Genomic DNA, 22031 nt, shown 5'->3' on the forward strand with positions numbered 1-22031 from the left:
ACAAAAATAATTGCTCTTATCGGTTAAAGTGTGTGTTTTTTTCTACTTCTTAAAACCATTACAAGCATTTAGCGTTTTATTTGCAGCATGAAAAAACTATTTTTCTCATTAATGGTCTTGCCATTTGTCGCTGTTTCGCAGAATACTAAACCTGTTGATTCAATTTTATATGCTAGTGAGACGAATTTTAAAAATATTCAGCAACTAACATTTGGTGGCGATAATGCTGAAGCGTATTTCAGTGCAGATGGTAAATACATTGTATTTCAACGTACAAACCCTAAAGATGGCTTGCTGTGCGACCAAATATTTATTGGTAAAGTACCAGAAAAATTAGGTGATAAGTTTACCTACAAAATGATTAGTAGTGGTAAAGGCAGAACCACTTGCGGCTACTTTACTAAAGACGGCAAACACATAGTATATGGTTCTACACATTTAGGTGCAGATACTTGCCCACCAGTACCAGATAGAAGCAAATACGGCAACAAATACATTTGGCCTATCTATGAAACCTTTGATATTTTCATGAGTGACTTGAATGGCAAAATTGTAAAGCAACTTACTAAAACTAAAGGCTACGATGCAGAAGCTACCATTTCGCCTGATGGCAAAAAAATGTTGTTTACCTCTATGCGTGATGGTGATTTAGACTTGTGCATTATGGATTTAAATACAGAGAAAGTTACCCGTATTACCAAAACACTAGGTTACGATGGTGGTGCATGGTTTAGCCCTGATGGTAAAAAAATTATTTGGCGTGCTAGCAGACCAAAAACCGATGCTGAGATAAAAGAATATAAAGAATTATTAGCCGAAAATCTTGTTGCGCCTACCAATATGGAAGTTTATACAGCAAACGTTGATGGTAGCAATGTGAAACAGATTACAGCACTTGGGCAAGCCAATTGGGCACCTAATTTTTTACCTGATGGTAATATAATTTTTTGCTCAAATCACCAATCTAAGCGTGGCTTTCCATTTAATATGTACACGATAAATGCTGATGGAACAAACCTTAAACGCATTAGTACCGATAAAGCATTTGATGCATTTCCAATGTTTAGCCCTGACGGTAAAAAAATTATATTTTGCAGTAACAGAAACAATGGCGGTACAAGAGATACCAATATTTTTATTGCAGATTGGATTACAGAAAAAAAATAAACCAATATATTGGAAAGCTAACAATGAATAAGTATTTTCGCAACCGATAGCATAGGTATACCCCCCTGATAAATCGAGCCTTACACATCAAAAAAATAAAAACAAAAAATATGTACGCAGGATTATTAGGATTGCACAGTTTACTAAGATGGGTACTTATCATTTTCTTAGTCGTTAATATTATTCGTGTAAATGTTGAAGCCGATGAAGATTTTGATGCGACTGACAGAAAATGGAGTTTACGATTACTCATCACAGCGCATATCAATTTGCTAATTGGTTTGTACCAATATTTTAGCGAGCGATTGCCTAAAGTGATGATGGAACACTTTACAGTAGGTGACATTATGAAAAGAGCAGACTTACGCTTTTGGCTAATTGAGCATCCGATTTGTATGATCTTATCTATCACATTAATTACCATTTCGCACATCAAATCTAAAAAACCTGGCAATGCTTTAAAAAAGCACAGACTCATGTCTTGGTTATATATCCTCGCATTAATCATTATGATTGCAGGTATACCTTGGCCGTTTAGAGCAGAAGATATTGCACGGCCTTGGTTTAGAGGTTTGTATCAATAAATTTTAAAAAACGCACCTTTTGGGGTGCGTTTTTTATTGCTTTAATGTGTAATCGTTACATGCCTTAGTTCTAATAAATTGAGTGCATTGGGGTAAAAGCCATGTACTTTTTTATTTACTAAATGTATTACCATATCGTACCAAATAGGAACTACAGGCGCATCGTTTATTACTATCTGATCCATTTGCCTATAAAGGCTATAACGTAAGCTATCATTGGTTTCTAGCAAAGCAGCTTCGTACAATTTATCAAACGTGGGGTTCTTATAATTGGTATAGTTAGGCGGTGCAGGATTTTTACTGTAAAACATAGCCATATAATTTTCAGCATCAGGATAATCAGCTATCCAACTACCTCTAAAAAACAGTGCCTGACTTTTGGCAGTCTGTTCTAGCAGCAAACTTTTTTGTATGGTTTCTACCTGCACTTTTATACCTACTTCTTCACATTGCTTTGCAATAAAACTTCCAATATCTGCATAGGTGGCTATGGTTAATAATTTAATGGTTGGAAAATTATCACCATTGGCAAAGCCAGCTTCTTTCAATAACTGTTTGGCTTTTGTAGGATTATAATAATAGCCTTTTACCAATTCGGTATTGCGAGATGGCAAGCCACTTGGTACAAAACCAGCTTCGGCTGCAATGCCTATACTGTTACGCATATACATCATTAACTGTGGCCTATTAATGGCATAATTGATGGCTTGCCTTATCGCTTTGATTTTAGTAGGTGAACCTTTCACCAGCGGATTATTCTCATCTACCAAAAAGCCCAAATACTCTGTATTCAAGTAGGGATTTTTATGCATCGTCAACTTATCTGCCCACGATTGTCTTAGCTCGCCTTTCTTAGTTAAAATCTCATCTTTAAACGATGGATCTATGTCATTAATAAAGCTCAATTCTTCTTGCTGAAACTTTAAAAACTCTGTGCCTTTGTTATCAAAAAAAGTCACTTTCACCGCATCTAAATAAGGCAAGCGCTTACCGCTACTATCTTTTTCCCAATACTGCTCGTTTTTATGCAGCACCATGGCTTGCCCTTCATCCCAACTTTCAAATTGAAAAGGCCCTGTGCCACAAGGATGCCTACGAAAATCTTTGCCATATTTGTCCACCGCCTCATGCGGTACAATGCTGCAATACTGCGTGGTTAAAATGCCCAATATCGGCTGAAACGGTCGCAACAATTTTACCACCACCGTACTATCATTTGGCGCAGTAAAAGGTTGTACACTATCTACCCGATTATTAAAAATCCACGCACCACTGCTAGCGGTGTTTTTATCTAATATTCTATCAAGGCTATACACCACATCATCAGCCACCATGCGCCTGCCCTTGCCACCTACAAAGCAATCACTGTTATGAAAATACACATCGTTACGTAGGTGAAACGTATAGATCAGCCTATCGCTACTTACCTCCCAACTTTTAGCTACCGATGGCACTATATGCAAAGCCGTATCTATCTCTACCAGCGTATTATACACCTGATGCACCGCCCACATAATCGACTGATTTTTGGCAAAAGCAGGGTCTAGCGAAGCTATACCTGTGCTCTCGTTGTAGGTAAATACGGTTTTGTTGGTTGTTGTTTTATCATTACAAGAAACAATTACACCACAAAGGCATAACGACACAACGACCCACAAAAGATTGTTCATTAGTTTTCTTACCATTTTGTAATTATTGTAATTTACAACAAGCAGCTGCTTATTATTTCATTGTTATTGTTCATTTTTACATTATCAACGTGCATTTTTACATTATAATTGTTTATTTTGACATTTTTTATGTTTATTTATACATTATTGAAGTTCAATTTGACATTATTTAGATTCATTTTTACAAAAAAATTGCTCATACTTACATTTTTTTAGAAAATTATGATCATTTTTCCACTGCATAACACCAAAACTACCTATTATACCAACTATTTGCAGTTGCAACCAAAGTAAATGTACCACTGTAAGCATCTTTTCAAATCAAGTGAACTATTTACAAGCCTCCTTTACACCACTATTACGCTAATTTCATGGTTATTAGTGTATCATTTCAACTAAACTACTATTTTTAAAGCATGAATACAAACAATAAAAATTTGTTTACCAATCAACGTCATTGCAAGGAACGAAGCAATCTTTTTTATGTAGCCAGCTTTATTACTACTATTCAACGTCTGTTGCGTCGCACACTTGTACGTTCAGTAATGCTATGCAGCTTTGCGTTAGTTGGATTTACACAGCTTGCTACCGCACAGTTGATGGCCAAAAAAGAAACCTTTACCCATGCAGATACCTTACGAGGCAGCCTTAACCCAAACAGAGATTGGTGGGATGTTTTACGTTACGATATTACGATTAAGCCAGATTTTGAGAGGAAGACGATTGAGGGGAAAGTTACAATAACTGTGAAATATTTAAAGGATATAAAGGCAGACCATTCATTAGAGCCAGCTAATAATGTTATGCAACTAGACCTTCAGGCACCTTTATTAATTGATAGCATTTTAAAAAGTGGTTATAAGGTAGATTACTTTTCATCTAAGCCTTCAGAAGACAGAGGCAATACTTGTCTTGTACTTTTTTCAAAAACAACTGAAATAAAAAAAGGAAAGGTTGACTCATTAACCATCTACTACCACGGCAAACCCAAAGAAGCCATTCGTCCACCATGGGATGGCGGTTGGATTTGGCGCAAAGATGCCAAAGGTAATCCTTGGATGAGTGTAGCTTGTCAAGGTTTAGGCGCAAGTGCTTGGTATCCTTGTAAAGACTATCAAGGCGATGAACCTGATAATGGCGCATCATTAACCATGATTGTACCTGATACATTAGTTGCTGTTGCTAATGGTAGGTTGGTGAAAAGTGAAAAGTCAATAGTCAATAGTGAAAGGTCAATCATTAATAAAAGCGACACCTCATTCACTACTCACCATTCACCATTCACTTCATACACATGGCAAGTAAAAAATTCTATAAACAATTATCTCATTATTCCAAGCATTGGTAAGTACGTGAACTTTACTGATACCTTAATGGGCGAAAAAGGCAAGCTAGATTTAAGCTATTGGGTGCTTGATTATAATCTTGACAAAGCCAAAGAACAGTTTAAGCAAGCCAAGCTAATGCTGCGTGCATTCGAATATTGGTTTGGGCCCTATCCTTTTTATGAAGACAGCTACAAGCTAGTAGAATCGCCACATTTAGGTATGGAACACCAAAGTGCTACTGCTTATGGCAATAAGTTTGGCAATGGCTATTTGGGTAGAGATTTAAGTGGCAGTGGTTGGGGTTTAAAATGGGATTACATAATTATTCACGAAAGCGGCCACGAATGGTTTGCCAATAATATTACCACCAACGATATTGCAGATATGTGGGTACATGAAGGCTTTACCGATTACAGTGAAACCTTGTTTACCGAATACTATTATGGTAAAGAGGCAGGTAACGATTATAATTGGGGGCTAAGAAGAAACATACAAAATGACCAACCCATTATTGGTCCTTATGGTGTAAACAAAGAAGGCAGTGGCGATATGTATCCTAAAGGTGCTAATTTGCTACACACCATTCGTCATGCCATTAATAACGATAGCTTGTTTAGGCAAATATTACGTGGCTTGAACAAAGATTTTTACCACAAAACAGTAACTACAGAGCATGTAGAAAATTACATCAGCAAAAAAGCAGGCATTAATTTTCAAAAAACATTTGACCAATATTTGCGTGACATAAAAATACCGCAGCTAAACTATGTAGTAGATACTGTTAAAGCTACTGTTACAGCAAGCTGGACTAATTGCATTGATGGTTTTGATATGCCAATCACCATTATGCCTACTAACAAACATTTACCAATAACTACCAAACCACAAAGCTTTAAACTCAGTAAAGAAGAATTGGCATGGTTTAACAAAATTAATATCGAAAGACAGTTTTATATCAAAACCCAAGAACTCACCAGCAAACCTTAATTTGCGGTCTTAAAATTCCTCTTTAGGGGCTAGGGGCTTATGGCAACCATTAGAAAACAGGCGATTATTTCAGGGCTTTTAATGTACACAGGCTTTGCAGTTGGTGCGGTTAATATGTTTTTCTTTACAAAATATCTTTCTGATGGCTTTGGACTTACGAGAGCTTTTATGGATTTTGGTCAAAGCATGTTTGCTATTGCAAGTCTTGGTGCAGTATCAGTTGTATACAAATTTCATCCCTATTACAAGTATCATTTAGCAGATAAAAAAAATGACCTATTGACATGGGTACTTTTTGTAGCATTAATTGGTTTTTTGGCCGTTTGTATAGGCGGTATTGTATACGAACCCTTCATTATTCGCAAATTCAGTGCTAGATCACCATTATTTTTAACTTACTATTATTGGGTATTTTTGTTTGCCTTTGGCATTCTATTATTTGGCATTTTTGAAGCCTTTGCACAATCACTCAACAGAGCCGTTGTACCTACATTTTTTAAGGAAATAGTGATAAGAATATTGACACTTTTTATCATCATTCTATACTATTTCAAGCTAATTAGTTTTAACACGTTCATTTACCTATTCGCTAGTACTTATTTAACCATTGCATTATTATTAATTGCTTATCTGGTTCAGCAAAATAAAATTCATTTAAGTTTTACAATAAGTAAAGTAAGTAAGCGGCTTTGGAAAAAAATGTTTTCTATGCAGGCGTTCTTTTATGCTGGCACTATCATTTTAGTATTTAAAGATACCATTGATGGCATATTAATAGCTGGTTTAAAAGGTCTTGGCGATTTGGGAATTTTTGCCTTGGCGCAATACTTAGCTAGCTTGGTACAAGCACCACAACGCACCTTATTAAATGTAAGTGTTGGCGTTATTTCTCAAGCTTGGAAAGAAAAAGATTTAGCAGAAATAAACCGGGTGTACACAAGAAGTTGCATTAACATGTTTATTATGAGTGCTTTTGTATATGGCAATGTTGTTTTAAATACAGAAAGTGCCATTCATTTATTTGGCCTTAATAAAACTTACCTTGCTGGTGTAGAAGCCATGATTGTATTAGGGCTTATGCGAGTTGTAGATGCCGGTACAGGAGTAAATAATATTGTTATACAAACATCTAATCGCTGGAAATTTGATTTTTATAGTGGTCTTGTTTTACTAGCACTTATTATGCCGCTCAACTATTTTTTAATTAAAGAATACGGTATCATTGGTTCTGCGTATGCACAGTTAATTTCCTTTATCATTTACAATGCTATTCGTTTCGAATTTATCAGAAGGGTATTTAAAATGCAGCCTTTTAACAGTAAAACATTGTACAGTATTCTCTTATCAATAGCCGCATTTGCCATTGCCTATTTTATTGGCATGTATTTAAATGGTTGGATAGCAATTTTTGTACGTGGTATTATTTTTTCTGGGTTGATGATTGGTGGGGTTTTTGCATTTAAACTAACACCAGATGCGCATCAACTATTGGAAAAATGGAAACCGAAAACTGATAGGAACGCTGATAACGCAGATTAGATAGATGCGACTGATAACTATTTTACCCACATCATTTTAATCATTTCAATCATTACATCAGCGATTAAAAAACATAACATTTAGTAAAAAAGCCACTTATTATATTTGAACCAATAAGGCGATTGATTTATGAACAAACAGGCATTTATACAAAGAGATATTAGTTGGTTAAGTTTTAACGCAAGGGTACTACAAGAAGCCAACGACCCTACTGTACCACTTAAAGAGCGCATTAGATTTTTAGGTATTTTCTCAAATAATAGCGATGAGTTTTTTCGTGTGCGTGTGGGTACTTTAAAACGCATGGTAGAATTTGCCGAGAAAAGGAAGCGACTTAATATGCACATGGAAAATGATCCTCAGTATATTCTAGATCAAATTCAAACCACAGTATTAAGCCAGCAAAATGAGTTTAACCGCATTTGGGATGGCATTACCAAAGAGTTGAAAAAAGAAAAGATTTTTCTGGTAGATGAAAAGCATTTAACCAAACCACAACAAGTATTTGTAAAAAAGTATTTTGACGAACAAGTACGCAGCAATGTAATACCGTTAATGATTGAAGGCTTAGCGCAAATGCCTTACATCAGAGACAAAAGCATTTATTTAGGTGTAGTAATGCGAAAAAAAGATGATGCTTATCAACAAAAATATTCGCTGATAGAAGTACCTGCAAAAGCTGTTGGGCGCTTTGTAATTTTACCTTCAAAAGCCGATGAAAAACACATTATTTTGTTAGAAGATGTCATTCGTTTTAACCTGCCAAACATTTTCTCATATTTTGAATATGACCATTTTGAAGCGCATGTTTTTAAGGTTACTAAAGATGCAGAAATAGATCTTGACCAAGATTTAAGCACCACTTTTGTAGAAAAAATAGAAAAGGGTTTAAAAAACCGTCGTAAGGGCAAGCCAGTGCGTTTTGTGTACGATAAAGAGATGAATGCTGGTTTGTTAGAGTATTTAATTCGCCGTTTAAATTTATCTCGTAAAAGCAATATTATTCCTGGTGGACGCATTCACAACTACAGGCATTTTATGGATTTCCCTGATGTGTTTACCAATCAAAGCGAACGCAGAACGCCATTTACACATCCTGATTTACAAAATACCATGCGTGTTACGGATGTTATTTTAAAGAAGGATGTGATGCTACATTTTCCTTACCAATCGTACAACAGTGTGATTGATTTACTACGAGAAGCAGCAATGGATCCGCATGTAACCAGCATAAAAATTACAGCTTATCGTTTAGCGTCTAACTCTAAAGTGATCAATGCATTAGTAAACGCGGCTCGTAATGGCAAGCAAGTGGTAGTAATGCTTGAGCTTAAAGCTAGGTTTGATGAAGAGGCCAACCTTGAATGGAAAAATGTACTGGAAGATGAAGGCGTAAAAGTATTGCTTGGTGTACCCAAACAAAAAATTCATGCCAAGTTATGTATTATCAAGAAGCGCCTTGGTACAAGAACTATTCAGTATGGCTTCGTAAGTACCGGCAACTTAAACGAAAAAACAGCAAGGGTTTATGGTGACCATTGCTTACTTACGGCCAACAGAAATGTGATGGCAGATATTAACCGCATTTTCAATTACTTAGAAAACTGGCAAACAGGTATTAACCATCTAAAACTTTGTAAAACCTTGTTGGTATGCCCTACTAATATGCGCAAGCAACTAGAAGCTTTTATCAACGTAGAAATTAAAAATGCAAAAGCCAAGAAACAAGCTGAAATAACTTTAAAAGTTAACTCTTTAAGTGATGCGACTTTGATTAATAAACTATACGAAGCGGCTACAGCAGGGGTAAAAATCAACCTCATAATACGCAGTATTTTTTGTGCCGTAATGGAAAATAAAAAGTTTAAACATCCTGTAAAAGCCATCAGTATTGTTGATGAATATTTAGAACATGCTAGGGTGCTTATTTTTCATAATGGCGGAAAAGAAAAGGTATTTATTTCTTCTGCCGATTGGATGGTAAGAAATTTAGACCATCGTGTAGAAGCGGCTTTGCCAATTTTAGATACAGCCATCAAACAAGAAATTAAAGACATTATCAACATTCAACTGAAAGACAATGTAAAGGCAAGAACTCTAAATAATGAACTGAGTAATAACTATGTATCTTTCGCCGGAAAAAAGGTACGTTCGCAAATAGAAACCTACCATTATCTATACCAAAAAACACAGAAAAAAATTGAGGCTAGCAGCAATTGATATTGGTAGTAACGCAGCAAGATTATTAATTACAGAAGTAGTTGTTAATAGTACGGGTAAGCCACAATTCAATAAACTAAATTTAGTACGTGTACCGCTGCGCTTGGGTTTTGATGTGTTTGAATTGGGCGAAATAAGTAAGGGTCGTAGGCAAATGATTATGGAAACAATGAAAGCCTATGCACACCTAATGAAAGCCTATGAAGTAGAACATTTTAGAGCCTGTGCTACTAGTGCTATGCGTGATGCCAAAAACAGCGCCGACATTATTAGAAAAGTAAAGCTAGAAACAGGTATAGAAATAGAAATTATCAGTGGCGATAAAGAAGCTACGATGATTAATCAAAGCCATATAGCAGAAGGGCTAGATAAAAATCATAATTACTTGTACATAGATGTTGGTGGTGGTAGCACTGAACTCACTTTTTTTAGTGAGGGCAAAATGAAGTACCGTGAAAGTTTTAATATTGGTACCATACGCTTACTAAAACAACAAATACACGAGACGGTTTGGGACGAAATGCGTGACCACCTAAAGCAAAATACCAAATCTAGTTTGCCCATTTGTGCCATAGGTAGCGGTGGCAATATCAACAAGGTTTTTTCGCTGAGCAAAAAGAAAGAAGGTAAGCCACTAAGCCTGCAATTATTAAAAGATTACCACAAAGAATTTAGTAACTACAGTGTTGAAGAATTAATACGCATCTACAAGCTACGAGAAGACCGTGCAGATGTAATTGTACCAGCTTTGCTCATTTATATCAATGTGATGAAATGGGCTGATATTGAAGAAATATATGTGCCAAAAATTGGTTTGGCTGATGGCTTGGTGCAAAGTTTATACGAAGAATTGAAGTAGAGATTAACTAAAAAACGTGTAATTTCAGTTAATAAAAATCAAAGAAAATGGGCTTAAGTTATGCAGAAATAGAACTCATCAACTTTGCAGATGAGACGTTGTGTGAAGATGGCTATTTGCCAAGGGAAAAAGTACGTTCAACTAACATAAAAGCTTTAGCAGATACAGGTGCTATTCGATTAGCTATTAATGAGAATATTAGACACCAATTAGGCTTACGCATTCGTAGCTCTATGGATGTAACGCTAGCTGATGGTACAAAGAAAAATTTACAGGTAGCAGGACTAATAAGACTTAAATTCAAAAGCAGAGATTGTATAACAGACGCTTTTGTGCTGCCTGATAACGAAGAACCACTACTAGGTGCTGTGCCAATGGAACTAATGGATTTGGTAATTATTCCATCTGCGCAAAGCGTAGAATACAATCCTAAGCACCCTGATGGCCCTATGTTTTCATTAAAATAGCTACCTCTGAAATTAAAAATCAGCAATCACAAATAATTCCTTGCATGTCTATCCATAAAGAAGTTAAAAAAATAACCACCCATACTTTACAAAAGATGAAAGCCAATGGCGAGAAAATTTCTATGCTTACGGCTTATGATTTTTCTTTTGCTAAAATATTTGACGCCGCAGGTATTGATGTGATGTTGGTAGGCGATAGTGCTAGCAATGTAATGGCTGGTCATGAAACCACATTGCCTATTACACTTGAGCAAATGATTTACCACGCACAATGTGTAACACGTGGTGTAAATAGAAGTTTTGTGGTGGTAGATATGCCTTTTGGTACTTACCAATCAGACTCAAAAGTGGCGCTTGCCTCTGCCATAAAAATTATGAAAGAAACTGGTGCGCATGCTATAAAATTAGAAGGTGGTGAAGAAGTTATAGATAGTATTAAACGCATTGTAAGTGCTGGTATTCCTGTAATGGGCCATTTAGGTTTAACACCACAAAGTATTTATAAATTTGGTACGTATGCTGTAAGAGCAAAAGAAGAAGCCGAGGCTGAAAAATTGAAAAAAGATTGTCAATTATTACAAGATGCTGGCTGCTTTGCCATTGTGCTAGAAAAAATTCCAGCACTTTTAGCTAAAGAAGTGTCTGAAGCCTTAGTAATACCAACTATCGGTATTGGTGCGGGTAAATACTGCGATGGTCAAGTATTGGTAATGCATGATATGCTAGGCATAAACACTGAATTTAAACCACGCTTTTTACGCCAATATGCCAACTTACATGAACAGATAACCAATGCTGTTACAGGTTATATTACCGATGTAAAAAGCCAAGATTTTCCTAATGAGGGCGAGAGTTATTAAGCCTATCATAAAAAAAACTGAGGTTGTTGATAAGATATTGCAATAAAACCGTTGAACAAAAGGATACTACTTTAGCCGCCAGATTTAACATCTAGCAACCAACTAAAGCAGCTTTTATCATGGATTTTGAAGTATTAATTATCAACCTAACCAATCCTACCCTACTGTTTTTTATACTTGGCATTATTGCCACAGTTGTAAAAAGTGACTTAGAAATACCACAAGCTTCTAGTAAATTTATTTCGCTGTACTTATTATTCGCCATTGGCTTTAAAGGGGGGCAAGAATTAGCCCACAGCCATTTTACTTCAGAAATCATTTACTCAATTTTGTTTGGTTTATTCATTGCTTCATTTATTCCGCTTTACACTTTCTTTATTTTAAAACGCAAAATGAGCATTAGCGATGCTGGTGCTGTGGCTGCAACTTATGGCTCTGTAAGTGCAGTTACGTTTGTGTCAGCAGTGTCTTTTTTAGAAGCAGAACACTTAAACTTTGGCGGGCACATGGTTGCAGTAATGGCTTTTATGGAATCACCAGCCATTATTGTAGGCGTAATTTTAATGCGCCAATACGATAAAGAACGTGGTAATAAAGGCAATGCAAAAGGCGCTATTCAACATTCATTTACTAATGGCAGCGTATTGCTTATTTTAGGTAGTTTAATTATTGGTCTTATTGCAGATTCTAAACAAGCAGAAGGCATTAAACCTTTTACCACCGATATTTTTAAAGGTTTTTTAGCGCTTTTCTTGTTAGAAATGGGCATGGTTACTGCCAAAAGATTTGCAGCTTTTAAAAAATACGGCTGGTTCTTAACCATGTTTGCTGTCATCATTCCTGCTATTAATGGTAGCGCAGTGGCATTTTTAAGCGGCTTTATTACACATGATATTGGCAACCGTTTCATTTTTGCCATACTAGCTGCAAGTGCTTCTTATATTGCTGTGCCAGCAGCTATGCGTTTAGCTGCCCCAAAGGCAGACCCGGGCTTGTATATACCTATGGCTTTAGGGCTTACTTTTCCATTTAATATTACCGTTGGTATGCCTTTATACTTTGCAATAGTACAGCATAGTTTTTAGCCTAGCGGCAAATTAGAATGGCAGTGAAGTATTAAGGGATTTGGAAATGCCTCTTATCTGTTTAGGGTAAATGCCCTTCAGAACGTGTTGCCTAGCAGGTTCAACGTTACTTAATTTTTAAAACTATAACCTTAAAAACAAGTAACGAGCTAGTACAGGTCGGCTATACTGCGTTGCACCGCTACAAACCTGCGCCAGTGGGGGATGAGCTATTCTACATTGCGCCGCTTCAGAGTCGTGATATTGAGGGATTAGGAAATCCCTTTTATCTGTTTAGGCAACATGCCTTTCGGAACATGTCGCCCAGCAGAATTATTAGAGTTAATTTATAAACGCTTATCCCATAAAGGGGTAAGCGTTTATAAATTGTTTGAGAATATGGGCAAATTCAGCTAATGTCATTTAGGCGCTTCTAATTCGGACCGAAATTTCGCACCAGCCGCTCTTAAAATCTTAAAATAGTATTTGTAATCTTCTACTAAAGTCTGTCCCTCATAAACTTTTATCTCTTCTACAACATAGTCAAGAACTGTTCCCTGGTTGTATGTTTTATCGTAATCATTTAAATCGAGCTTCCAGCTTATGGCATCCACTAAAAAATCTGTAAAGTTTTTTGCTACTGCAAGTGACAATACATTTCCATGTAGAACATCAAAACCATCGACGCAGGCAATTCTATGATCAAAATAATTCCATAAAACCCGTATTTTTCTGCCTATTTCTTCTTCGCTGTCTTTTACTGTATCCACGCCTGTAGCTTCGTATAGCAATTTGGTATATTCGAAAGCATAATTCGGGTTTGGCGGCTTTACACGCTGCCGGTGTCCAATAGCCCAACAAAATCTTTTAGGATCAAAGTTTTTAATGCCGTCACTCACTTTTTCTTTGCTTTGAGCAAACGAGGAGCTAACATAAAAAATTGTAATAATTGCTAAGGTGTAAAAAAATCTCATTATTGGTGTAATAGTTTAATAAATTATATTTTTTTTAATTGATTGGTGTTTATTTTCTCAGCCTTGGTACGTGTCATCACGTACCATTTTTATTTGTGCCTATAAAACATCCGAGGTTTTTTAAAACCTCGGATGTTTGGCGACAATTGTCTCTTTACAGAGCCGTGATATTGTGAGATTTGGAAATCCCTTTTATCTGTTTAAGCAACATGCCCACAACTAGCGCAAGTCTCCTGACTTGTGATTCAACGTTACTTAGTTTAAAGCTATAGCTTAACAAAACAAGTAACAAGCTAGCTACAGGTCGGCTATGCTACGTTGCACCGCTACAGACCTAACCTACTGGGACCTGCGCCAATAATGTAGTTATTTCGGGAATACTGTCAAAAAGGTGTCATTGAAACTAAAATCGCCTCCGAATTTTTCTTTTGTTGTTTTAATATGATAGTTTCTTAAGTCCTTTTTCAACTTGAAGTTTTGTCCATATTTGATTGTAAGATAAGGTAAGAACTCAACACTTCTTATTTGAAAATTTTTGTCATACTTAGATGTTAAATCTCTTAATTGAATATGATATTGTGTTTCTCCTCCCTGAAATGCGTTTGCTCTTATTACCGTGTTATTAACCAAATCTGTTATGCTTTTAATTTGACCATTGTTTTCATATATAGTTGGAAAAGTTAACGTATGAACTCTTATTAAGGACGTATCACTCTCATCATAATAAATGGTACTTTCAATTTTACTTCCTTTACAAGGTTGATTTAAAACAAATCCGTTTTCACAAAGGCTAATAGCACGCTCTTTGTAAGTAGTATCTTTAAAAAATAAAATAGTTAATCTGAAATTATAGTAAAACTGTTTCACGAACTCTTTAAAGTTTTTGATTTCATACATATACGGAAAAAACGATTGTACAGGTTTTGAATTATATTCATAAATCCATTCAGGAGGTAAGTCATCTAAATCGGAACCACTTTTAATTTCTTGATAATTCCTTTTTTTTACTGGGAATATCGGTTGATCAAGCTTATACTTAATTCTAAAAACGAATTGGATTGGTGCAAGAGGCTCTGTTAAACTATTAACTTGTCTAAATACAGTATCAATTGCTGAAAGGTTCTTGGAGGATAGTTGTGATATGTTATCCAATTGCGTTATACTTGTTTGTTGCTTCTCTTGTAGTCCTGAAATAGATTTTATTGCCCCCCCCAAATTCGTTACTGTTTTTTCTTGTAGTGTTTTTGTATTTTCAGCAATTGACTTTACTCTGTGTGTTAAATCGTTAACCTCTTTTTGATTATTTATAGTTTGCTCAAATTGATTTTGAATATAGTAAGATGTCCGAGTTAAATTTTCTCCAATTTGTGTGTTTAATTGATTTATTCTGTCAAATTGATTGTCAAGACTATCTTTTGTTTTTTTTAGTAACAATTCAGTACTATCACGAATACTTTTTATTGTATTTGTAAAGTTTACGTTTGTTTCCCGTTCTTTTTGCTTATCTGATAACTTATCAAAAAGATAAGTTAAACCAACCGAAAATAGAAATATGCCTATATACCATCTTCCTGAAGGTTTTAGCCTCTTAGTATCTTTATCAGCAAAATCTGTAGTTACAGCAAAAACAGCTAGACCAGCAGTAATTACAACTGTCAGTATTTTAAGAATTTCCAATAACATAACTGTTGGTTTTATAATTATACGCAACTCAAAATATAAAGTGGGGTATGTTTAATCAATAAATATTCCAGAGTATAGTCAATGTAACACAAGAACTTCTTTTCTATCATATTACTTATTGTCTTCCCTAAATACCTTTTAAGGTCAGAAGTGTACTTTTCCTGATCTTTTTCGACTTTGTGGGTGTTGCTTTTACAAACAAACATTTCATCAATCCCCTACCCCTTCTTCAACTTCACCACACCTTCAGTAGTGGTACTTCTAATTACTTTTAGTGAAATGGTTTGGGTGGTATAGCCTGTGGCGGTAATGGTAAAGGTTTGCTTGCCAGTGCGTACACTGTCAAATGTGGCAATGCCTTCTTCGTCTGTTTCTATAGTTTTTTTACCAGTAGTCACTATGGCGTTATCTATCGGGTTGCCTGTTTCGGCATCATCAATATGTAGCAATACACTATTGCTCCGCACACCAAGTAGTATCAGCTTACTTGCAGCATCAAATTTTTCAGCTAGTGTCGTACCCTCAAAATAACTATCTATTAGGTAGTTCATATGGTCTATGGTTACATCTAGCTTATCAAGCAGTTTTATTATTTGGTTAGTGCCTAGTATTTTCTTGGTTTGGTTGGTAGTGGTAGGTGTATCTTTTGCATTGGCAAAAGCAGTAATAGCAGTAGTCATCTCGGTAACATCGGCTAGGGTAATATTAGTAAGCGTCGCTAAGTTGTCTTTTATTAAATCTTTAACCGCAGTGGCACGGCTAATAGCAATATCGGCACTGCCAATGGTATAGTATTTTTCAGGATGGTCAATACCTTGTGAGAGGGCTGTATTGCCTGCCCTAGTGGCTTTTACTACGCCTCGCTTGGCAAATTTTACAATAGTTTTAGCCATGGTTTCTCGCAAGGCATCTTTAGTAGCTGTAAGCCCTGTGGTATCTTGCTGTTGCAAGGCTGCAGCTTTTGCTAAATCTGCCATTAACGCATCAAATTCTGCTTGTTCGTCAGCATAGCCAGGTATGGTAGCTAGTTTGGTGGCTTCTTCGGTGTTAAAGGTTTTAATTCGCTTACCCGCATCCCATCGGGCTTCGTTTCGGCTAGTCATTTTTAAGCGTAGTTTAGTATTAGTTAATTGGTTATTTTTCTGTAATAACAGCGAGAAAAAAAAGATGATTGCTAGTCTTGCGAAATATATAGTCGTCTGTAGATGATTGCTTATTCTGAATATGAATGTACAAAAAATATCTTATGCGTGATTATTATTTTTTTAATTTTAAGGGCATTTTAAGGTTTTGGTAATATAAAGCCGTATTGACATCTATTTATACGCAATTCAAAAAAGGTTTCGACTTATTTATTTTACATAAACCTGTATAAACTAAGCTATTCTACCTTGCTAGTAAGCTAATACTAGCATTGATACAGCAGATACCAATGTAATAGGGCTTTACTTATTACGTTAAAGGCAAGATACCTGTGTTAAGAATGGAGATACTGATGTTTAATAGGCAGATACCAATGTTTAATGCTGAGATACCGATATTGAATACCTAGATACCATTGTTTTACATTAAGAAACCTTTGTTGAAAACCAAGCTACCATGGTTTAATGCCATCATACTAGCATTAAACAAACAAATACCAGTATTTACAGTAAAGAAACTAGTATTTAATAACAATTAACCAAAGTGCATGGTAGCAATTGCTGCATAAAGTATTTACGTGTGCAATTAGATGCTTCGTAAACTCAGCACAGGCAGCACAAAAGCTGGTTACAAAAAACTATTTTACAGATTTATACACCACACCATCTTTCATTACAAATACCATCTTGCCCATGGCTTTAATGTCTTTGGTTGGGTCGCCATCTATGGCAACAATATCGGCTAGTTTATTGGCTTCAATAGTGCCAACTAAATCGCTAATACCAATTAAATCAGCGGCTTTTACAGTGGCGGTTTGTATGGTTTCTAAAGCAGGCATACCAGCCTCGTTCATGTAGAAAAATTCCATCCAGTTTTTGCCGTGTGCATATACACCTGCATCGGTACCAAACGCAATAGGCACACCAGCTTTATAAGCATTGGCAAATGTGTTTTGAATTTTAGGGCCAATGGCTAAGGCTTTAGGCGTAACTAAATCAGGATAATAACCGGGCTTTTTGGCGCTGTCGGCTACAGATTTACCAGCAGTAATTGTAGGCACGAAATAAGTGCCTTTCTGTTTCATGAGTTGCATAATTTCTGGTGTCATGTAAGTGCCATGTTCTATAGAACTAACGCCAGCCAATACCGCACGTTTCATGGCTTCTGCCCCATGACAATGCGCTGCTACCTTAAAACCATAATCTTTTGCTGTGCTAATGATAGCGGTAATTTCAGCCTCGGTAAATTGTGGATTTTCGCCACTTTTTGCTACGCTTAATACACCACCACTAGCGGTAATTTTTATTAAATCGCTACCTTCTTTATAGCGCTGCCTTACCGCTTTCATACAGTCGTCTGCACCGTTTACTACACCTTCTTTTGGTCCAGGATCACCCATTAAATCTTTACGGTAACCATTGGTTGGGTCAGCATGGCCACCTGTGGTTGCAATGCTTTTGCCAGCAGTATATACACGAGGGCCTTTTACCAAACCTTTATTAATAGCATTGCGCAGCGAAATATTTACACCACTACCACCTAAATCTCTCACAGTAGTAAAGCCAGTCATTAACGTTTTCTCAGCAAATACAGTGCTTTTGTAAGCAATATCAGCAGGGTTTTGTGTAAAGCCGTCTGCATATTTGGTAGGGCTAGTTTCTTCTTCAAGATGCACGTGACAGTCTATTAAACCAGGCATTACAGTATAAGCTTTCAGGTCTATGATTTTATCGGTTGCAGTAGCTGTAGCATATCCTTTTTGAACATCAACAATTTTATTTTTCTCTACAATAATAGTCATTTCTTTCAACATGGTAGCGGTTTTTGTATCTACCAATTGACCACAATAGATGTATGTTTTTTGCGCAAAAGCGATGATAGAAAAAGCCATTAAAAAGCTAAGCAAGAGGTATCTCATAATGCAAGGTTTAAGTGGGTAAGATAGGAAATTATGAAACTGAAAAGTAAATAGGAAGCTGTAACTAATGAAATAGACTGTCTCGAAAATGCGAGGCAGCCTATTTTATCATTGAAAATTCGTTTTAATTCGCCCCAATCAGCGTCATCAGCGTTCCAATCCTACCCTTTTTTCCACTTACGTAATTGTTGTAGCAAAGCTCTCAAATCCTTTGGTGGCTCTGCTTCTAGATGGTAGGTTTCTCCATTTAACTCAAACTTTAGCTTGTAAGAGTGTAAGCCAAGCCTACCTAAAATTGGTCTTTCTTCCTCCTCTTTTTTAGCAAGATTAAAGTTCTTTTTCAAAGATGAAATAAGTACAGGTTTTCCATCACCATAAATAGCATCACAGGCTATACTATGGCCCATGTATTTCATGTGCACACGTATTTGGTGTGTGCGCCCTGTATGAATTTGAAATTGTAACCAAGAGTAAATTCTAAAATTTTCAAGCACTTCATAATCTGTAACCGAAGGCTTGCCTTTGGCATTGGTAACCATCGTACCATTTTTAGCAGGATGTTCCATAATGCCGATGTTGATGGTGTCTTTTTCATTCATCAGCGTACCATTTACCAAACCCAAATAATACTTCTCAACTTCTCTGCCTTCAAACAATTGTGATAGTGCTTTGTGGGTCACTTCATCTTTGGCAAACACAATAATGCCACTTGTATCTTTATCTAAACGATGTACGGTAAATATTTGGCCGTATTTAGCTATCAAAAAATCTTTCATCGATGGCTCACTCTGCATTCTATCTGGTATAGATAACATGCCTGAGGGCTTGTTCAACGCAATGAATAAGTCATTTTCAAATAAAACATCCAACTTCATAGTTATAGTTTTCACCACATAGGCAAATAGGCATATAGCTTTGATTATCTCATGCTTGATAATTTATCTGCCACCAATGTTTATTATGGAATTAATTGAGACATTAAACTGCTAATCAGCAAGATTTTGCGGCTCGGCTTTAGGTGCTTTTTTAGTAAAAGATTGGTTCATAAACTTTAAAGAACGTATTTCATTTTCGTTTAAAAAACGCCATTTACCACGCTCAACATTTTTCTTGGTTAGGTTGGCAAACATTACTCTATCCAAGGCTTTTACTTCGTAGCCAAGATGCTCGAATATTCTGCGTACAATTCGGTTACGACCGTTATGAATTTCAATACCAACATTGCTTTTATCGCCAGTATCAGAATAAGCCAAGCTATCTGCATGTGCTTCACCATCTTCTAAATTAATACCGCTTAAAATACTTTCAAAGTCACGTTTGGTTAATGGCTTATCTAATTTAACAGAATATACTTTTTTCACTTGAAAGCTAGGATGCGTAAGCTTTTGCGCCAATTCACCATCGTTGGTTAATAGCAAAACACCTGTTGTGTTTCTATCCAATCTACCCACAGGGTAAATGCGTTCTGGTGTAGCTCCTTTTAGTAAATCTAACACGGTTTTTCTACCGTCTGGATCAGAAGAAGTGGTTAAATAATCTTTGGGTTTATTCAATAAAATGTACACTAAATTCTTCTTTGCAAAAATCTGTTTACCCTTTACTTTCACTTCGTCTTTCGCAGAAACTTTGTAACCTGGTTCGTATACAATATCACCGTTTACGGTTACTAAGCGTTGCTTAACCAATTCAGCAGCTTCACGCCTACCACAAACACCTGCGTGTGCTATAAACTTATTCAATGGCATATCCTCAGTTGCAGTGTCTGCGGCTTCACCAGTTTTTGCCCTTGGCTTAGTGCCTATTTCTGGTTTAAAATATTTGTCGCTATTACTGCGAACGTAATTTTTGGAGAATTTTTTGTCTGCCTGAGGTTTGTCTTCTCTCGGCTTTGTGGCGGCCTTTTTAAAAGGTGCTTTTGCAGCGGGCTTTTCTGTGCTTACAATGCCATGTAGTTTTTCGTATTTTTCTCTGCGCTTTTGTTCGCCTACCGCTTTGGCTTCAGCTTTCGCTTTGCGCTTCTCAACCCTTACCATTTCTTTTTTCTTAGCCCCCTTTGGTTCATTATTCATGAACTTGTCAAATGCATGTTTTGCCATAATCTTTTCGTTTGCTGTTTTTCAACAGGTAACACGAAGGTAGGGCAGATTGGGGATTTATGATTTTTGATTTGAGATTGGCAGATTTATAGTTACTAATTGCAGGTCATTGGCAAGCGTAAGTAGCGGAAAATTAACTATTGACTATTGACTATTCACCACTCACTTCTCACTAACAACTACTCATATCTCAATGCCACAATAGGATTTAGCTTAGAAGCTTTCATAGCAGGATAAATACCTGCACCTAAGCCTACTAACGTACAAATAATGATACCTGTAATAACCCAGCCCCAAGGCAGTATAAAACCTGTGCCTAATACCAAGCTAAACAAATTGCCTACCAAAATACCTAGGATAATGCCAAAGAAAGCTCCTAATAAGCTGATGATAATGCTTTCAAATAAAAACTGCCTACGAACATCTACACGTTTGCCACCAATGGCTTTTATTAAGCCCACTTCTTTAGTACGTTCGCTTACTGCCACTAGCATAATATTCATTAAGCCAATAGCTGCACCTGCCAATGTAATTAAACCAATTACGGCTGCACTGCCTGTAATACCTCCAAGTAACCCAATAAATATCTCGGCAAACTTGTCGCTTTTTTCTATTACAAAATTGTCTTGTTCTATTGGTTCTAGCCTGCGGATAGAACGAAACAGCGATGTGGTTTCACCAATGGCTGCATCCATTTCGGCAATATTATTTACCATTACACCTATGCTAAATGATGGCGATGCAATAGGCAAGCGTTTTACATTCAAATAGGTGGTTAATATCGCATCATCTTGACGCAAAAATGAACTTGTACCTTTTGGTTTTAGCAAGCCAATAATACGGTATTGTAAGCTACCCACACGTATCACTTTGTCTATACAACGTTCAGGATTATCGCCAAATAACTTAGTAGCTACATTGCTACCTATCAAGCACACGTTACGGCCAGAACTCACATCTAAACTACTAAAATTTCTACCCAATGCTAGCTTGTAGCCACTTACGTTAAGGTAGTTTTCATCGCCACCGAGTAATGAACAAGTAGGATTTGTTTTTTTATCGCCGTAAGTACATTCTAAACTATTATTGGTGGCACGAATAGAAATAGCTATCGTAGCAGGATAAGTAAACTGTGACTTAAACAATTCTGCTTCTTCTTTGCGAATAGGCTTATCTAAATTCGATTTTTTTTCTTTCTGCCCTACCTTGCCTAGTGTTGCTGAACTTGGCCCACCAAAGCGCACTTTAGAGTCTTTAAAGCGCAAGCTATACCCATTAGCCCCCATAAAAGAGAAGCTTTCTTTCAGGTATTGATTCATAGCGCCGATAGCCGTGATAATACCTATTAAAGCCATAATACCAAAAGCAATAATGGTAACGGTAATACCTGTACGCAATCTATTGCTTCGCACAGTTCTAAAAGCTATTAAAAAAGAATCAGCGGTGGTCATGCGGGGAAAGTTATGTAGCAA

The 22031-nt window shown here is 36.4% G+C and carries 17 protein-coding genes; 9 read left to right on the plus strand and 8 right to left on the minus strand.

The window, feature by feature from the left end:
• Positions 1–87 precede the first annotated feature (87 nt).
• Together ACT9TX_RS02875 and ACT9TX_RS02880 are read left to right on the plus strand one after the other, a co-directional pair.
• Positions 88–1167, plus strand: coding sequence for a TolB family protein (locus ACT9TX_RS02875; RefSeq protein ID WP_481336698.1), 1080 nt, complete (start codon positions 88–90; stop codon positions 1165–1167).
• A gap of 110 nt (positions 1168–1277) precedes the next feature.
• Positions 1278–1751: a hypothetical protein gene (locus tag ACT9TX_RS02880; protein ID WP_481336699.1), complete on the plus strand. Its 474-nt coding sequence runs from the start codon at positions 1278–1280 to the stop codon at positions 1749–1751.
• A 41-nt stretch (positions 1752–1792) separates the two neighbouring features.
• Here the strand turns inward: ACT9TX_RS02880 and ACT9TX_RS02885 are convergent, their stop codons facing one another.
• Complete coding sequence (locus tag ACT9TX_RS02885; protein ID WP_481336700.1) at positions 1793–3436, minus strand: ABC transporter substrate-binding protein; 1644 nt, start codon at positions 3434–3436, stop codon at positions 1793–1795.
• Between the two features lie 401 nt (positions 3437–3837).
• Between ACT9TX_RS02885 and ACT9TX_RS02890 the strand changes: the two genes are divergently transcribed.
• From ACT9TX_RS02890 to ACT9TX_RS02920, 7 genes are all read left to right on the plus strand, one after another.
• Positions 3838–5736, plus strand: a complete 1899-nt coding sequence (locus tag ACT9TX_RS02890; protein WP_481336701.1) for a M1 family metallopeptidase — start codon at positions 3838–3840, stop codon at positions 5734–5736.
• 39 nt (positions 5737–5775) lie between these two features.
• Positions 5776–7275: a lipopolysaccharide biosynthesis protein gene (locus ACT9TX_RS02895; protein ID WP_481336702.1), complete on the plus strand. Its 1500-nt coding sequence runs from the start codon at positions 5776–5778 to the stop codon at positions 7273–7275.
• Between the two features lie 129 nt (positions 7276–7404).
• Positions 7405–9495, plus strand: coding sequence for a polyphosphate kinase 1 (gene ppk1 / locus ACT9TX_RS02900; protein WP_481336703.1), 2091 nt, complete (start codon positions 7405–7407; stop codon positions 9493–9495).
• A complete protein-coding gene (locus tag ACT9TX_RS02905; protein ID WP_481336704.1) occupies positions 9476–10354 on the plus strand; it encodes a Ppx/GppA phosphatase family protein in 879 nt (292 codons plus the stop codon). Before ppk1 ends, ACT9TX_RS02905 begins: the two co-directional genes overlap by 20 nt.
• A 47-nt stretch (positions 10355–10401) precedes the next feature.
• On the plus strand, positions 10402–10821 hold the full coding sequence (locus ACT9TX_RS02910) for a pepsin/retropepsin-like aspartic protease family protein (RefSeq protein WP_481336705.1): 420 nt from the start codon (positions 10402–10404) through the stop codon (positions 10819–10821).
• Between the two features lie 44 nt (positions 10822–10865).
• Positions 10866–11681, plus strand: coding sequence for a 3-methyl-2-oxobutanoate hydroxymethyltransferase (gene panB / locus ACT9TX_RS02915; protein WP_481336706.1), 816 nt, complete (start codon positions 10866–10868; stop codon positions 11679–11681).
• A gap of 119 nt (positions 11682–11800) precedes the next feature.
• Complete coding sequence (locus ACT9TX_RS02920; protein WP_481336707.1) at positions 11801–12766, plus strand: sodium-dependent bicarbonate transport family permease; 966 nt, start codon at positions 11801–11803, stop codon at positions 12764–12766.
• 398 nt (positions 12767–13164) lie between these two features.
• Here ACT9TX_RS02920 and ACT9TX_RS02925 read toward each other — a convergent pair whose 3' ends face one another.
• The 7 genes from ACT9TX_RS02925 to ACT9TX_RS02955 all read right to left on the minus strand — a co-directional run bounded on the left by ACT9TX_RS02925 (position 13165) and on the right by ACT9TX_RS02955 (position 22010).
• Positions 13165–13719 (minus strand): hypothetical protein, encoded by a 555-nt coding sequence (locus tag ACT9TX_RS02925; RefSeq protein ID WP_481336708.1) that lies wholly within the window; start codon positions 13717–13719, stop codon positions 13165–13167.
• Between the two features lie 366 nt (positions 13720–14085).
• Positions 14086–15402, minus strand: coding sequence for a hypothetical protein (locus ACT9TX_RS02930; protein WP_481336709.1), 1317 nt, complete (start codon positions 15400–15402; stop codon positions 14086–14088).
• A gap of 218 nt (positions 15403–15620) precedes the next feature.
• Positions 15621–16505, minus strand: a complete 885-nt coding sequence (locus tag ACT9TX_RS02935; RefSeq protein ID WP_481336710.1) for a peptidase associated/transthyretin-like domain-containing protein — start codon at positions 16503–16505, stop codon at positions 15621–15623.
• A 677-nt stretch (positions 16506–17182) separates the two neighbouring features.
• Complete coding sequence (locus ACT9TX_RS02940) at positions 17183–18463, minus strand: metal-dependent hydrolase family protein (protein ID WP_481336711.1); 1281 nt, start codon at positions 18461–18463, stop codon at positions 17183–17185.
• 161 nt (positions 18464–18624) lie between these two features.
• Entirely contained in the window at positions 18625–19338 is a 714-nt protein-coding gene (locus ACT9TX_RS02945; protein WP_481336712.1) for an RluA family pseudouridine synthase, read from the minus strand.
• 111 nt (positions 19339–19449) lie between these two features.
• Positions 19450–20559 carry a pseudouridine synthase gene (locus tag ACT9TX_RS02950; RefSeq protein ID WP_481336713.1) on the minus strand — a complete coding sequence of 370 codons (1110 nt, stop codon included), beginning with the start codon at positions 20557–20559 and terminating at the stop codon, positions 19450–19452.
• 179 nt (positions 20560–20738) lie between these two features.
• Positions 20739–22010: an ABC transporter permease gene (locus ACT9TX_RS02955; RefSeq protein WP_481336714.1), complete on the minus strand. Its 1272-nt coding sequence runs from the start codon at positions 22008–22010 to the stop codon at positions 20739–20741.
• Positions 22011–22031 lie beyond the last annotated feature (21 nt).

It is taken from the genome of Parasediminibacterium sp. HNIBRBA5674, assembly GCF_056745525.1.